We start from the raw sequence: 13,608 nt of genomic DNA, 5'->3' as shown, positions 1-13,608 counted from the left end.
CCGCCTTGATCTAAGCGCGGACAACAGGGAGCACGCTAGCAGCACATGGATAACCATTTGAGTTTGCGCCGCCGGATTTACCGGATCATCTTTTTCACCGACACCCCCGCCGGCCAGCGCTTCGACAATATTTTGCTGGTGACCATTCTGGCCAGCCTTGTGGTGGTGATGCTCGACAGCATCCAAGGCGTACACAGCCAATACAAGTCGTTGATGTCCGGGCTTGAGTGGATGTTTACCGCCCTGTTCGCCGCCGAATATCTGGTGCGTATTTACTGCTCGCCAAAGCCTCTGCGCTACATTTTCAGCTTCTATGGCCTGATCGATTTACTGGCGATTTTGCCCGGCCTGCTGATTCTGCTGTTCCCGAGCGCCCAATACCTGCTCATCGTGCGGGTTATCCGGATGATGCGGGTGTTTCGCGTACTCAAGCTCAGCCCTTACCTGCGCCAGGCCAATTTTTTGATGACCGCCCTGCGCGGCAGCCGCCAGAAGATCATCGTGTTCTTCTCCTGCATTGCCGTGCTGGTGACGGTGTTCGGAACGCTGATGTACGTGATTGAAGGCCCGGAGCATGGTTTCACCAGCATCCCCAAAGGGATTTACTGGGCGGTCGTAACCCTGACCACGGTGGGCTTTGGCGACATCGTGCCGAAAACCGCGCTGGGCCAGTTTCTCTCGACGCTGGTGATGATTACCGGTTATTCGATTATCGCCGTGCCCACCGGCATATTTACCGCCGAACTGGCTACCGCAATGAATGGCGGTGAAGGCCTTGAGCGCGAATGCCCAAGCTGCAAGAAACCCAGCCATGAGCCGAACGCGGCCTTCTGCAATCGCTGCGGCAATCCGCTCTATCCGCGTGAGGCGGATCAGCCCGCCTCCAGCCCGCCATCTGCAGCAGAGCAAGGTCCGGTTTGATCAAACGGCGCGCAGCTGCTGTAAATCAGCTGCGCTCGTTGGGCGTTGAAGTCAGCTCGAATGGGCTGTTGTTGCGCCGCTGGTTGCGATCTTCACGTGGCGTTGCGCCGAAGAAATTGCGGTAGGCGCTGGAGAAATGCGGGCCGGACGAGAAGCCACACGACAGGCCAATCTGAATGATCGACTTACTGGTCTGCATCAGCAACTGACGCGCCTTGTTCAGGCGCAGTTCAAGGTAATACTGGCTGGGAACGCGGTTGAGGTACTGCTTGAAAATCCGCTCCAACTGACGCCTTGAGACGCACACGTGCTGGGCAATTTCGTCGGTGGTCAGCGGCTCTTCAATGTTCGCCTCCATCAACAAAACTGCCTGAGTCAGCTTGGGATGGCTTGAGCCAAGGCGATTTTGCAGCGGAATGCGCTGGCGCTCGCCGCCTTCACGAATCCGCTCCACCACCAACTCTTCGCTCACCGCACCGGCAAGCTCAGCGCCGTGATCGCGCGCCAGCAAGGCCAGCATCAGGTCGAGCACGGCCAGACCGCCGCATGCCGTCATGCGATCACGATCCCAGTCAAACAAGTGGCTGGTGGCGATGACCTTGGGATAGCGCTCGGAAAAATCATCCTGCCAGCGCCAATGCACCGAAGCGCGATAGCCGTCGAGCAAGCCCAGTTGCGCCAACGGATAAACCCCGGCCGCGATACCGCCAACCAGACACCCCGCACGCACCTGCTGTTTGAGTGCAGTGGAGAGCGTCATGTGCAGGTTGGCAGGCGGCTCGTCGGCCAGCAGAAACAGCCGCTGGCAGCCTTCAAGTTTGCCCTGCCAGGGTTCACCCGGCATTTTCCAGCTGTTCTCGGCCGGCGGTTCTGCCTGCAAAAAGCACAGTTCGTAGACAACCTCAGGGTGAACGCGCTGGGCCACCAGCAGCGCTTCCTCGGCCAGTGCCAAGGTCAGCGCTTTGGTGCTGGGCCAGATCAGGAAGCCAATTCGATGGGCATTCATTTGGGGCAGTTCGTGCTCTTAATCAGGGAAAAGCGCCGCCTTGGCGACGCCCGGAAAACTCAGCCAAACCTGCACAGGCAAACTGATGAGTTGCATAGTACTGCGTTACAAAACCTTAAGGCATTGATTTCGCACCATGTTAGGGCGCAAATACCTGCCGGGCCTGTTCAATCCTAAGCGCTCCGTGCGAGTCGACTGTCTCCCTGATGCCACTTATTTAAGGCTACCGGAAAGAAACTGCTGGAGCCGCTCAGATTGCGGATTAACCAACACTTCGCGCGGATCACCCCGCTCCTCAACGACGCCCTTGTGCAGGAACACCAGCTGATTGGAGACTTCACGGGCGAAGCCCATTTCGTGAGTCACCACCACCATGGTGCGACCTTCCTGCGCGAGGTCTTGCATGACCTTGAGCACTTCGCCTACCAGCTCCGGATCAAGTGCCGAGGTTGGCTCATCGAACAGCATAACCTCAGGCTCCATTGCCAATGCACGGGCAATAGCCACACGCTGCTGCTCGCCGCCGGACATGTGCGCCGGATAAGCGTCTTTGCGGTGCGCCACCCCCACTTTATTGAGGTAATGCTCGGCCTTTTCCAGCGCCTCTTTCTTTGCCATGCCCAGTACGTGAACCGGCGCTTCGATAACGTTTTCCAACGCGCTCATGTGCGACCACAGGTTGAAGTGCTGAAACACCATCGCCAGACGTGAACGCATGCGCTGCAACTGCTTGGGATCAGCCGCCTTGAGTGCACCGTCTTTGCTTGGAACCAGTTTCAGCTCTTCATTGTTGAGCAGGATTTTGCCGCCATACGGCTGCTCAAGCATGTTGATGCAACGCAGGAACGTACTCTTACCGGAACCGCTGGAACCGATGATGCTAATGACGTCGCCTGCCTTTGCCGCGAGCGAAACGCCCTTGAGCACTTCATGGCTGCCGTAGCGTTTGTGCAGATCTTGGACTTCCAGTTTGTACATGGTGTCGACTCTCGAATGCAGTGAATCAGTCGTTGAGCAAGCGGCCCTGACGGATAGATTGATGTCCGGCCACCTTGGCCAACCAGCGTCCAGGCTGCGCAAAACGCATGCGCTCTATCGCAAACAAAACCCCGGATGTGCCAGCACAAACAATCGTACCGTTATCATCCAGCGGGTCCAGAACTTCGAATATCGGTGTACCGGCTTCGACGTATTCGCCGGCCTTGTGAAAGAAGCTGACCACACCACAGTGCGGCGGAAACAGCAGCTCAGTGCCGCTGAAAGGCACTGCATCGCAGCACGCTTGCGGCGCTTGAGGCCATTCACCACTGATCAGGCCTTGTTCAGCCAGAAACGCCAGAATCGCCTCAGCGTATTCCCGCGCCTTGTGCGCATCGGTGTTGTCCATGCCGCCCAGCTCGACGGTGGTCGACAGGCATGCCGGCGCAATGGCCGCATCCGGGAAGCGCTGCGCCAGTCGCAACCACGGCGCAGAGCAGGCTTCATCGAATGATGAGCCGCCGGAGTCTTCCGCCAGCAACACCGTACCCGCCTCAAGCCGCGCGGCCAGAGAGCGTAGCGCCGGCCACTGCTGCGGAATCCCGTAGAGGTGTACAGCAGCTTCAAAGTCGCAATGCAGATCGAGCATCACATCGGCGTCGCAGGCGTGGCGCAACAACAGCCGCTGCATGCCTTCCAGCGCCGATGCGGCGGGCTCAAGCGCATCCAGAACAGCGCGCATGCTGCTGCGGATTAGCGCCGTATTGGCCGCTTCATCGCTGCCCACGTGGCCCTGCAACGCCGGCCCGATCAACTCGGCCAGATCGGCAAAGTCACGGTTGAAGTTCTTGCCGCTCGACAGTTCGAAACGGCCTTGATGCTGACCCTGAACCATCTGTTCCAGGCCGATTGGGTTGGCTACCGGCACCAGTTCGATGACGCCAAGCAAGCGCCCCTGCTCTTCAAGCTCACGCAGGCGGCGACGCAACTCGACCGCGACCCGCATGCCCGGCAACTCATCGGCGTGCAAAGAGGCCTGAATGTAAGCCTTGCGCTCGCCACTGCCATAACGCAGTACCGTCAGACGGCGCTCAGTGCCGGGTGTACTCCACGGCAATACATGATCAATACGCTGCATGCGTTACTCCTCAGGACTTGCGCGGGGCCATGTAGGCCAGCCAGCGCAATTCGGCGCGCTTGAACAGGCGCACCAGAATGAAGGTCAGGCAGAGGTAGAAAACACCTGCCGTGATAAACGCCTCGAACGGCAGGTAATACTGCGAGCTAACCGTACGCGCTGCACCAGTGATATCGATCAGGGTCACGATCGACGCCAGACTGGTGGTGTGCAGCATCATGATCACTTCGTTGCTGTACTGCGGCAGCGCCCGGCGCAATGCCGAAGGCAGCAAGATGCGCTTGTACAGTTTGAACCGCGACATGCCCATGGCTTTGGCTGCTTCGATTTCACCGTGCGGCGTGGCCTTGAGGCTGCCCGCCAGAATCTCGGCGGTGTAGGCGCTGGTGTTGATGGCAAAGGCCAGGCAAGCACAGAACGTGGCGTTCGACAGATACGGCCAGAGCGCGGATTCACGCACCGACTCGAACTGCGCCAACCCGTAATAGATCAGGAACAGCTGCACCAGCATCGGCGTGCCGCGAATCACGTAGGTATACAGCCAGGCCGGGAAATTCAGCCAGACCGCCTTGGAAACTCGCATCAAGCCCAGCGGAATGGCCATCGCCAAACCCAGCGCCAGCGAGATCAGCAGCAGCTTGATGGTGACCAGTACACCGCCGAAGTACAGCGGCAAACTGTCGATAATGACGTTGTAATCGAAAATCATCAGTCGATCCTCCGGCTCACAGGTCAGCGGCTTTGGTGCCGACCGAGTAGCGTTTTTCGAGGAAGCGCAGCGCTAACAGCGACACACTCGTGAGCACCAGATACAGCCCGGCAACAGCCAGGTAAAAGGTGAATGGCTCACGCGTGGCGTCAGCAGCACTCTTGGCCTTGAACATCATGTCTTGCAGGCCAACCACAGAAATCAGCGCAGTCGCCTTGGTCAATACCAGCCAGTTATTGGTGAAACCGGGGATTGCAAAACGGATCATCTGCGGCACGAGGATTCTGAAAAACACCTTGGCCGAACTCATGCCATACGCCATGCCCGCCTCGGACTGGCCCTTGGGGATCGCCATGAATGCACCGCGAAAGGTCTCGGACAGATAAGCCCCGAAGATGAAGCCCATGGTGAAGACGCCGGCCATGAACGGATTGATGTCGATGTAATCCTCATAGCCAAACATTGGGGCCAGACGGTTGACCATGTCCTGGCCGCCGTAAAAGATCAGCAGAATCAAAACCAGATCAGGAATCCCGCGCACAACTGTCGCGTAGGTTTCGCCGAGGAATGCCAGCCACTTGATGGGCGATAACCGAAAGGCTGCGCCCACCAGCCCCAGAAACGTTGCGACTGCCATTGAAGTCAGCGCCAACACCAGGGTGAGCCAAGCTCCATCGAGAATGGTCGAACCATAGCCATTCAGCATGCTCTGATTACCTCAAGCAAGCGCCAGACGGCGCCAGAGAACGGTCGGATTGACTGGCAGAGAGGCCAATCAAACAAAATTCGGGTGGGTAGAAGTCAGCCGGCAAACACTGCAATTGCCACGCAGTGCTGGAAAATGCCGGCCTGACGGCACCGCATTGAATGGGCTGCGCGTGCAAACACTGAGCCCACTCATGCGTAACGCTTACTCGCCGTAAACGTCGAAATCGAAGTACTTGTCCTGCACTTCTTTGTACTTACCGTTGGCGCGAATGCCAGCGATTGCAGCAGTAATCTTGTCGGCCAGAGCGGTATCGCCCTTGCGTACTGCAATGCCTGCGCCTTCACCGAAGTACTTCTTCTCGTTGAAGTCCGGGCCTACTAGCGCGAAGCCTTTACCGGCGTCGGTCTTGAGGAAGCCGTCGTCGATATTGACAGCGTCAGCCAGCGTGGCATCCAGGCGGCCAGCAGTCAGGTCAAGGAAGATTTCATTCTGCGAGCTGTAACGAACCACTTCAACACCGGCCGGGGCCAGTACGTCGGTAGCGTAACGGTCATAGATCGAGGCGCGCTGCACGCCGACTTTCTTGCCTTTGAGATCAGTCAACGGATCTTTGATCTCGGTACCCGCTTTCATCGCCAGCTTGGCTGGGGTGTGGTAGTACTTTTTCGAGAAGTCGACCGACTTCAGACGGTCTTCGGTGATGGTCATTGAGGACAGTACAGCGTCGAACTTGCGAACTTTCAAAGCCGGGATCAGGCCGTCGAACTCTTGCTCGATCCACTTACACTTGACCTGCATCTCTTCACACAGGGCATTGCCGATGTCGTAGTCAAAACCGGTGATGTTGCCTTCCGGAGTTTTGAACGCAAACGGAGGGTAAGCCGCTTCAATACCAATGCGCAGGGTTTTGGCGTCTTCGGCCATGGCCATTGACGACAACACGGATAGCGCCAATGCGCCGAGAAGTGCAATCTTCTTCATCTTGTGACTCCTTCGTATGGGGGGCTTCGTTTGGCAGTGAATATGTGGCTTGTTTATCTGCATCCAGCCATGCATGAATTGTAGAGAGTCGCGACGCCTGTGCGCATTGCGCAGGCCATAAACGGCTCAAGCTGGGTGAGCGGCATTCTATCGGCAGGCCGAAAGTCGATATTTCCTCAATGCGACAAGTAATTACAAAAGGGTCTAGGCGCCCGCGAGGGCTTATTGACAGAAGCAGGCGAACGTGCTTCCAGAAACATCAAGCATAACCTATTAACAAGGCAACTATCACGCCAACATTCACAGACCGCAGTAATGATGCGGCCTATGCCTGAAAAATCATTTTAGAGCACGCCCCATTTTGTCGCAAGCCGGGGCAAAGTGTTCCATTTTGGCCCACCCGTTTCAGGCCTTTGTTACCTAACAGCCGCCTAACCGCACGAGCTCAGTCCGAGCCAGGCAACCCCGGAAACAACAACGCCCGACTCAAGAGCCGGGCGTTGGTTTAATCAGGAGGTGATCAGGCGCAGGCGCTGGTCATTTCCTTGTGAGTGTCGATCAGGTGCTGAACAACACCCGGATCGGCAAGGGTCGAGATATCGCCCAGTGCGTCGTACTCACCGGTGGCGATTTTGCGCAGGATGCGTCGCATGATCTTGCCGGAACGCGTTTTCGGCAGGCCTGGCGCCCACTGAATAACGTCTGGCGAGGCAATCGGACCAATCTCCTTACGCACCCAGTTCTTCAGTTCCTGACGCAATTGCTCGGTGGTTTCTTCGCCGCCGTTGAGCGTTACGTAAACGTAGATGCCCTGCCCCTTGATGTCGTGCGGCACGCCAACCACGGCAGCCTCGGCCACTTTCGGGTGCGCAACCATCGCGCTTTCGATTTCGGCGGTGCCCATGCGGTGGCCGGAAACGTTGAGAACATCGTCCACGCGACCGGTAATCCAGTAGTAACCGTCTTCGTCGCGACGCGCACCGTCACCGGTGAAGTACATGCCACGGAAGGTCTTGAAGTAGGTATCCACGAAACGATCATGGTCACCGTACAAGGTGCGGGCCTGACCCGGCCACGAATCGATGATGACCAGATTGCCCTCGGTCGCGCCGTCCAGCAGGTTGCCCAGGTTGTCGACCAGTGCTGGTTGCACACCAAAGAACGGACGCGTTGCCGAACCCGGCTTCAGCGCAGTAGCACCCGGCAGTGGGCTGATCAGAATGCCGCCGGTTTCGGTCTGCCACCAGGTATCGACAATCGGGCAACGCTCTTTACCGACAGTGGTGTGGTACCAGTTCCAGGCTTCCGGATTGATCGGCTCACCGACCGAGCCCAGCAGGCGCAGGCTCGAACCGTCAGCACCTTCTACCGCAGCCGGGCCTTCGGCCATCATCGCGCGGATAGCGGTTGGCGCGGTGTAGAGGATATTGACCTTGTGCTTGTCGATGATTTTCGCCATGCGGGTGATGTCCGGATAATTCGGCACACCTTCAAACAGCAGCGTGGTCGCGCCATTGGCCAGCGGGCCATAAACGATGTAGCTGTGACCAGTCACCCAGCCCACATCAGCGGTGCACCAGTAAATATCACCCGGCTTGTAATCGAATACACGCTCATGGGTCAGCGCCGCATACACCAGATAGCCGCCGGTGGTGTGCTGCACGCCTTTCGGCTTACCGGTAGAACCCGAGGTGTAAAGAATGAACAGCGGCTCTTCGGCGCCCATCTCTTTTGGCGCGCAGTAGTTACCGGCAACCTTCATCAGGTCTTCGTACCAGACGTCGCGATGCTGGTTCCACTTGATGTTGCCGCCCGTGCGCTTGCAGACAATGATCTTCTGCACGCTGGAGGTTTCAGGGTTGGTCAGCGCATCGTCGACGTTGGCTTTCAGCGCTACACGCTTGCCGCCGCGCAGGCCTTCATCGGCGGTGATTACCACCTTGGATTTGCAGTCGATAATGCGACCGGCCAGTGCTTCCGGCGAGAAGCCACCGAAAACCACGGAGTGCACCGCGCCGATGCGGGTACAGGCCAGCATGGCCACAACCGCTTCCGGAATCATCGGCATATAGATAGTCACAACATCGCCGCGATGGATGTCCTGACCGCGCAAGGCGTTGGCAAATTTGCAGACCTGCTCGTGCAGTTCGCGGTAGGTAATGTTGCGTTGTTCGGAAGGATCATCCCCTTCCCAGATGATTGCGACCTGATCGCCACGCTCTTCAAGATGACGGTCCAGGCAGTTGGCGGACACGTTCAGCGTGCCGTCAGCGAACCACTTGATGTCCACGTGGTGATCGTCGAATGAAGTCTGTTTGACCTTGGTGAATGGCTTGATCCATTCGATGCGTTGGGCCTGCTCACGCCAGAAACCGTCCGGGTTGATCACCGACTGCTGGTACATGGCCTTATAGGTTGCTTCATCAGTCAGCGTGTTTTCCGCCACTTCCGGACGAACAGGATATAAAGACGCAGCGCTCATCAAAATCACCTCAATCTGAGAATGGATTAGTTATTTTTATATGCCCCATTGTGTGACCAACAGCCACACGGCAGGCCATTCGACCATGGTCTTAACGGACTTAGACCATGGTCGCGCCAGAGGTTTAACCATCAGAAAATTTTTGTAACGCAGGGCGCGCCAATCGCACAAGCAAAAATGACAACGCGGGCATGGTTTAGCCTGCCCGCGTTGTCATTTGCGCAAGTGGCTACTCAATGGGTCAATTCATGCCCAGCCAGTTTGGCAGCGCCATTGAAACAGCCGGGATGTAGGTGATCACCATCAGGAAGCCGAGCAGCAGCATCAGCCACGGCCAGGCAGCGCGGATAACCTGAGTCAGCGGCATACCGGTCACCGCCGAGGTCACGAACAGGTTCAGGCCCACCGGCGGGGTTATCAATCCGATCTCCATGTTCACCACCATGATGATGCCCAGATGGATCGGGTCGATGCCCAGCTCCACCGCAATCGGGAACAGGATCGGCGCCAGAATCAGGATGATCGCCGAAGGCTCCATGAACGCCCCGGCTATCAGCAGCACGATGTTCACCACCAGCAGGAACTGCCACGGCTGCAGGCCGGCTTCGATCACCCACGCGGTAATGGTCTGCGGGATTTGCTCGGTGGTCAGCACGTGAGCAAACAGCATGGCGTTGGCAATGATGAACATCAGCATGATGGTCAGCTTGCCGGAGTCGAGCAGCACCTTTGGGCATTCGCGGAAGGTCAGGTCTTTATAGACAAACAGCGCGACAAAGCCTGCGTACACCGCGGCTACGGCGGCAGCCTCGGTCGGGGTGAACATGCCCGAGTAGATCCCGCCGAGAATCACTACCATCAAAAGCAAGCCCCAGATGGCTTTGCGCGCAGCCGTGAGGAACTCGCGTACGGTGGCGCGCGGCTGTGCAGGCAGATTCATTTTGCGCGCGACAATGTAAATCGCCAGCATCAACGCAAGGCCCAGCAACAGACCCGGAATAACACCGGCCATGAACAGCTTGCCGACCGATTGCTCGGTTGCAGCGGCGTAGACCACCATCACAATCGACGGCGGAATCAAAATACCCAGCGTACCGGCGTTACAGACGATACCGGCGCCGAACGCTTGCGGATAACCCGAGCGCACCATGCCGGCGATCGCAATCGAACCAACTGCGGCAACGGTCGCCGGTGAGGAACCAGACAACGCGGCGAACAGCATGCACGCCATAACGGCCGAAATAGCCAGACCGCCACGGATGTGGCCGACGCAGGCGTTGGCAAAGTCAATCAGGCGCTTGGCCACGCCGCCGGTGGTCATGAATGCGCCGGAGAGCAGGAAGAACGGGATCGCCAGCAGCGTGTAGTGTTCGGACGTTTCAAACAGCTTGATGGCCAGCGAGCGGACCGAGTCCGGGCTGAACAACATAATCGTCACCGAGCCGGCGAGGCCCAGCGAAACCGCAATCGGCACGCCGATGAACATCAGCGCGAACAGCGCGGCAAACAGGAACAGAATGGTCATTATTTTTGCGCCTCGTGTTCTTTCAGTTTCAGCGCATCGGCGGCTTCATCAGCCAGGCCGAGGCCGGTCTGCTCGTTACGCAGAATTCGCACGAAGATTTCGAAGAAACGGATAAATACCATCGCGTAGCCAAACGGTACGATGGCCGCGATATGCCACTGTTTGATGCCGTAATGGCCGAGGTCTTCTGCACCAATACCGGCTGTGAACAAGGCTTCGACCCAGTCAAAGCTGCCGACTGCGATCATGCCGGCGTAAGTCAGGCAGGCGATGCAGGCAATGATTCCAATGCAACGCTGAATGGGCCGCGGCGCCAGTTTTACCAGCGCATCGACGCCGATATGGCCCGCGGTGCGCACACCGTAAGCCAGACCAAAAAAGATCAGCCAGGCAAACAGCGCCTTGGTCAGCGCAATGCTCCAGGTCATGGCCTGGGCCATGCCGAGAATATGATCGCCAATCGAAAACAGGCTCTCACTTGCACCTTGCCAGTGGTCTGCCCAGCTGTAGAACAAGGTGTAGAGGTTATTGAGGATCACGTAGGTAAACGTGACCAGAGTCATGGCACCCAACAGAAAGGCGATAAAGCCTTCCTCAAAATGATTCCATGCACGCAGCATAAAGCTCACGGGCCGATCTCCTGATTATCTTGTTATTGGTTTAAACCTTGGAAGCGCTGGGACTCTAACCCAGCACTCAAGGCCGCGACATTCACCATTGATAAATGCCGGATTCGTCACTGCCTAATGAGTGTTTTTGGGCCCGGCAAAGCAGGCACAAGCAGCGAATAAAGCAGGCCCCGACCATAAACACAGCTTATTGAGCAGCCTGCGTGGGGCCATCAATAGCCTGCTATGTGTCGGTGCCTGTAAACAGGAAGACGACCGCTGCCGCAGCAACGGTCGTGAAGGTGCGTTTATTGCGCCTGGTTCGCGGCCTGAGCAGCCTCGATCACGTCAGCGCCGATATTAGCCTCAAACTTCTTCCACGCCGGGCGCACGGCATCACGCCACGCATCGCGTTGCTCTGGGGTCAGTTTGATCATCTCGACCTTGCCGGAAGCAATGATCGCCTGCTTGGCTTTCTCGTTAACGTCGGCCGCCTGCTTGTTCACCTCAGTGGTGACCTCGGCAACAATCTCTTCGAGCTGGCTGCGAATATCTGCAGGCAAGCTGTTCCAGAACTTGGTATTGGTGATCAGTACATAGTTGCCGATGGCGTGATCGGATTCGATCATGTACTTCTGCACTTCAAAGAACTTCTGGCTGTAAATATTCGACCAGGGGTTGTCTTGAGCGTTGACCACACCGGTCTGCAGGCCCTGATAAATCTCAGCGAAAGACATCTTGCGCGGCACTGCGCGCAAGGCGCTGTATTGAGCGGCTTGCAAATCCGAAGGCTGTACGCGGAACTTCAAACCACGCGCATCGCTGGGCTTGATCAGCGGTTTATTGGCGGTCAGCTGGCGCATGCCGTTAAGCCAGAAAGCCAGGCCGGTAATGCCTTTGTCTTCCATCGACTTGAGCATTGCCTTGCCCTTGTCGGAGTTCTGGAAGCGTTGCGCTGCTGCCATGTCGTTGAACAGGAACATCATGTCGAACAACTGCAGTTGCTTGGTGTACTGCTCAAGCTTGGACGGCGCCGGCGCGAGCATTTGCACCTCGTTGAGCATCAGCGCTTCCATTTCCTTGCCGTCACCGTACAGCGAAGAGTTGGCGTAAACCTGAACCTCAACTTTGCCGGACAGGCGCTCGTCGACGAGCTTCTTGAACAGCAGCGCGCCTTGGCCTTTCGGCGTGTTATCAGCAGTGATGTGGGAAAATTTGATCAGGATTGGGTCTGCGGCCTGAGCAGCCACTGCGCCAAACAGGGCGATACCGGTGGCAAGACTGAGTAAGGCGCGACGGACAGACGGATACTTCATGGGGAGCTCCTATTATTTTTGTCTGAGCGTTGAAACGGCGAACACCCAGTAACAGGAACTCAGCGCTTCATCGACGGCTGGACTCTAACGCGCCGATAGCACAACTGAAATTCGCATTTGAGGAATCAAGCCTTCGGCATTGACGAAGGCAAAGCCAATTCGCCAGCGCGTGCCTCACTGCTGCTCAGGTGTTCGAGCATTTGCCTGGCCGTGACTGAGAGCGCATCAACACTGCGTACGGCAATCTTCATTTCGCGCCGCGCCCAGTCATCACTGAGGTTCACCACCTGCACATTGAGCGCAGGCAAATAGGTGCGCACGGCAATCTCTGGCAACACACCAATGCCCATGCCGGTGTGGATCATCCTGCAGATCGCCTCAAAGCTGCGCACCTGAATACGCAAGCGCAGCGACACCCCAAGGTGATGCACCGAGTGCTGCAGCAAACTGTGCAGGGAGGCGTCTTGCTGCAAGCCAATAAAGTCATAACCGACCGCATCGCGCAGAGCGACGCAACCGCGCGATGCCAGTGGATGATCGCGCGGTGTGACCAGCACCAGCTGATCATGGCGATAGCTGAAAACCTGTAAATCCTCGGCCGGCACGTGGCCTGCGAAGATGCCGATGTCGGTCAGGCCCTCACGCACGGCGCGAATGGTTTCGCTGCTGACGCGTTCCTCAAGGTCGATTTTCACCTGCGGATGCAAGTGAGTGAACGTGCTCAAGTCTTCGGGCAGGAACTCAATCACGGCCGAGGTGTTGGCGTGAATCCGCACGTGCCCTTTGACCCCGTCACTGAACTCGCTGAGGTCGGCATTCATTTGCTCGATGTTGTCCATCACATTGCGCGCATGGTGCAGCAGCGCATGCCCGGCGGGCGTCAGTTCAACGCCCTTGGGCTGTCGATAGAGCAAGGTGATACCCAGCTGGCTTTCGAGGTCGCTGACGCGCTTACTCACAGCAGCCAGGGCCAGATGCTCACGCTCGGCGGCCTTGGTCAGGCTGCGCTCATCGGCAATCGCGATAAAGATTTTCAGCGTTACAAAGTCGATACGGCGCATGGCAACGGCCCTCCTTTTGCGTGGTTCGACAACGGCGTGCGGGCAAACACGCTGGTCTGATCGGGACAAGGCTCTCACAAAAGCACTTCGCGGGATACGAAGTCAGGCTTGTTGATTAATCAATTGTTCGAAGCCCGGAGCTGAGTAATTCTGCAGCCATAACGATAAGGCAAC

At 57.3% G+C, this 13,608-nt stretch carries 12 protein-coding genes; 1 reads left to right on the top strand and 11 read right to left on the bottom strand.

Annotation, left to right across the window (positions count from 1 at the left end; translation table 11 throughout):
- Positions 1 to 45 precede the first annotated feature (45 nt).
- Positions 46 to 921: an ion transporter gene (locus PMYSY11_RS09460; protein WP_150549006.1), complete on the top strand. Its 876-nt coding sequence runs from the start codon at positions 46 to 48 to the stop codon at positions 919 to 921.
- A gap of 25 nt (positions 922 to 946) precedes the next feature.
- Here PMYSY11_RS09460 and argR read toward each other — a convergent pair whose 3' ends face one another.
- The 11 genes from argR to PMYSY11_RS09405 all read right to left on the bottom strand — a co-directional run bounded on the left by argR (position 947) and on the right by PMYSY11_RS09405 (position 13,434).
- Positions 947 to 1,927: a transcriptional regulator ArgR gene (argR, locus tag PMYSY11_RS09455; RefSeq protein ID WP_150549005.1), complete on the bottom strand. Its 981-nt coding sequence runs from the start codon at positions 1,925 to 1,927 to the stop codon at positions 947 to 949.
- 213 nt (positions 1,928 to 2,140) lie between these two features.
- A complete protein-coding gene (locus tag PMYSY11_RS09450; protein ID WP_069900530.1) occupies positions 2,141 to 2,905 on the bottom strand; it encodes an ABC transporter ATP-binding protein in 765 nt (254 codons plus the stop codon).
- Between the two features lie 25 nt (positions 2,906 to 2,930).
- Complete coding sequence (locus tag PMYSY11_RS09445) at positions 2,931 to 4,043, bottom strand: succinylglutamate desuccinylase/aspartoacylase family protein (RefSeq protein WP_150549004.1); 1,113 nt, start codon at positions 4,041 to 4,043, stop codon at positions 2,931 to 2,933.
- 10 nt (positions 4,044 to 4,053) lie between these two features.
- Positions 4,054 to 4,752, bottom strand: a complete 699-nt coding sequence (locus PMYSY11_RS09440) for an ABC transporter permease (RefSeq protein WP_069900532.1) — start codon at positions 4,750 to 4,752, stop codon at positions 4,054 to 4,056.
- Positions 4,753 to 4,768: 16 nt separating this feature from the next.
- Positions 4,769 to 5,458, bottom strand: coding sequence for an ABC transporter permease (locus PMYSY11_RS09435; RefSeq protein ID WP_069900533.1), 690 nt, complete (start codon positions 5,456 to 5,458; stop codon positions 4,769 to 4,771).
- A gap of 204 nt (positions 5,459 to 5,662) precedes the next feature.
- On the bottom strand, positions 5,663 to 6,442 hold the full coding sequence (locus PMYSY11_RS09430; RefSeq protein WP_090515260.1) for an ABC transporter substrate-binding protein: 780 nt from the start codon (positions 6,440 to 6,442) through the stop codon (positions 5,663 to 5,665).
- Positions 6,443 to 6,962: 520 nt separating this feature from the next.
- A complete protein-coding gene (gene acs, locus PMYSY11_RS09425) occupies positions 6,963 to 8,924 on the bottom strand; it encodes an acetate--CoA ligase (RefSeq protein ID WP_069900535.1) in 1,962 nt (653 codons plus the stop codon).
- 241 nt (positions 8,925 to 9,165) lie between these two features.
- Positions 9,166 to 10,449, bottom strand: coding sequence for a C4-dicarboxylate TRAP transporter large permease protein DctM (dctM, locus tag PMYSY11_RS09420; protein ID WP_150549003.1), 1,284 nt, complete (start codon positions 10,447 to 10,449; stop codon positions 9,166 to 9,168).
- On the bottom strand, positions 10,449 to 11,069 hold the full coding sequence (locus tag PMYSY11_RS09415) for a TRAP transporter small permease (protein WP_197737990.1): 621 nt from the start codon (positions 11,067 to 11,069) through the stop codon (positions 10,449 to 10,451). Before PMYSY11_RS09415 ends, dctM begins: the two co-directional genes overlap by 1 nt.
- A 296-nt stretch (positions 11,070 to 11,365) precedes the next feature.
- The gene (locus PMYSY11_RS09410) at positions 11,366 to 12,373 is read right to left on the bottom strand and encodes a DctP family TRAP transporter solute-binding subunit (RefSeq protein ID WP_150549001.1); all 1,008 of its coding nucleotides are present in this window, start codon (positions 12,371 to 12,373) and stop codon (positions 11,366 to 11,368) included.
- Positions 12,374 to 12,498: 125 nt separating this feature from the next.
- Positions 12,499 to 13,434, bottom strand: coding sequence for a LysR family transcriptional regulator (locus PMYSY11_RS09405; protein WP_069900425.1), 936 nt, complete (start codon positions 13,432 to 13,434; stop codon positions 12,499 to 12,501).
- Positions 13,435 to 13,608 lie beyond the last annotated feature (174 nt).

This window comes from Pseudomonas marincola (assembly GCF_900682675.2).
Taxonomy (GTDB): Bacteria; Pseudomonadota; Gammaproteobacteria; order Pseudomonadales; family Pseudomonadaceae; genus Aquipseudomonas; species Aquipseudomonas marincola.
Note: the sequence above shows the minus strand (reverse complement) of the source record. Positions and strands in the feature narration are given on the sequence as shown.

What these genes read in the sequence shown, in the direction of transcription:
- PMYSY11_RS09460 (WP_150549006.1), top strand. Translation starts at nt 46, where the DNA reads ATGGATAACCATTTGAGTTTGCGCCGCCGGATTTACCGGATCATCTTT.
- PMYSY11_RS09445 (WP_150549004.1), bottom strand. Translation starts at nt 4,043, where the DNA reads ATGCAGCGTATTGATCATGTATTGCCGTGGAGTACACCCGGCACTGAG.
- acs (WP_069900535.1), bottom strand. Translation starts at nt 8,924, where the DNA reads ATGAGCGCTGCGTCTTTATATCCTGTTCGTCCGGAAGTGGCGGAAAAC.
- PMYSY11_RS09450 (WP_069900530.1), bottom strand. Translation starts at nt 2,905, where the DNA reads ATGTACAAACTGGAAGTCCAAGATCTGCACAAACGCTACGGCAGCCAT.
- PMYSY11_RS09410 (WP_150549001.1), bottom strand. Translation starts at nt 12,373, where the DNA reads ATGAAGTATCCGTCTGTCCGTCGCGCCTTACTCAGTCTTGCCACCGGT.
- PMYSY11_RS09440 (WP_069900532.1), bottom strand. Translation starts at nt 4,752, where the DNA reads ATGATTTTCGATTACAACGTCATTATCGACAGTTTGCCGCTGTACTTC.
- PMYSY11_RS09430 (WP_090515260.1), bottom strand. Translation starts at nt 6,442, where the DNA reads ATGAAGAAGATTGCACTTCTCGGCGCATTGGCGCTATCCGTGTTGTCG.
- dctM (WP_150549003.1), bottom strand. Translation starts at nt 10,449, where the DNA reads ATGACCATTCTGTTCCTGTTTGCCGCGCTGTTCGCGCTGATGTTCATC.
- PMYSY11_RS09405 (WP_069900425.1), bottom strand. Translation starts at nt 13,434, where the DNA reads ATGCGCCGTATCGACTTTGTAACGCTGAAAATCTTTATCGCGATTGCC.
- argR (WP_150549005.1), bottom strand. Translation starts at nt 1,927, where the DNA reads ATGAATGCCCATCGAATTGGCTTCCTGATCTGGCCCAGCACCAAAGCG.
- PMYSY11_RS09435 (WP_069900533.1), bottom strand. Translation starts at nt 5,458, where the DNA reads ATGCTGAATGGCTATGGTTCGACCATTCTCGATGGAGCTTGGCTCACC.
- PMYSY11_RS09415 (WP_197737990.1), bottom strand. Translation starts at nt 11,069, where the DNA reads ATGCTGCGTGCATGGAATCATTTTGAGGAAGGCTTTATCGCCTTTCTG.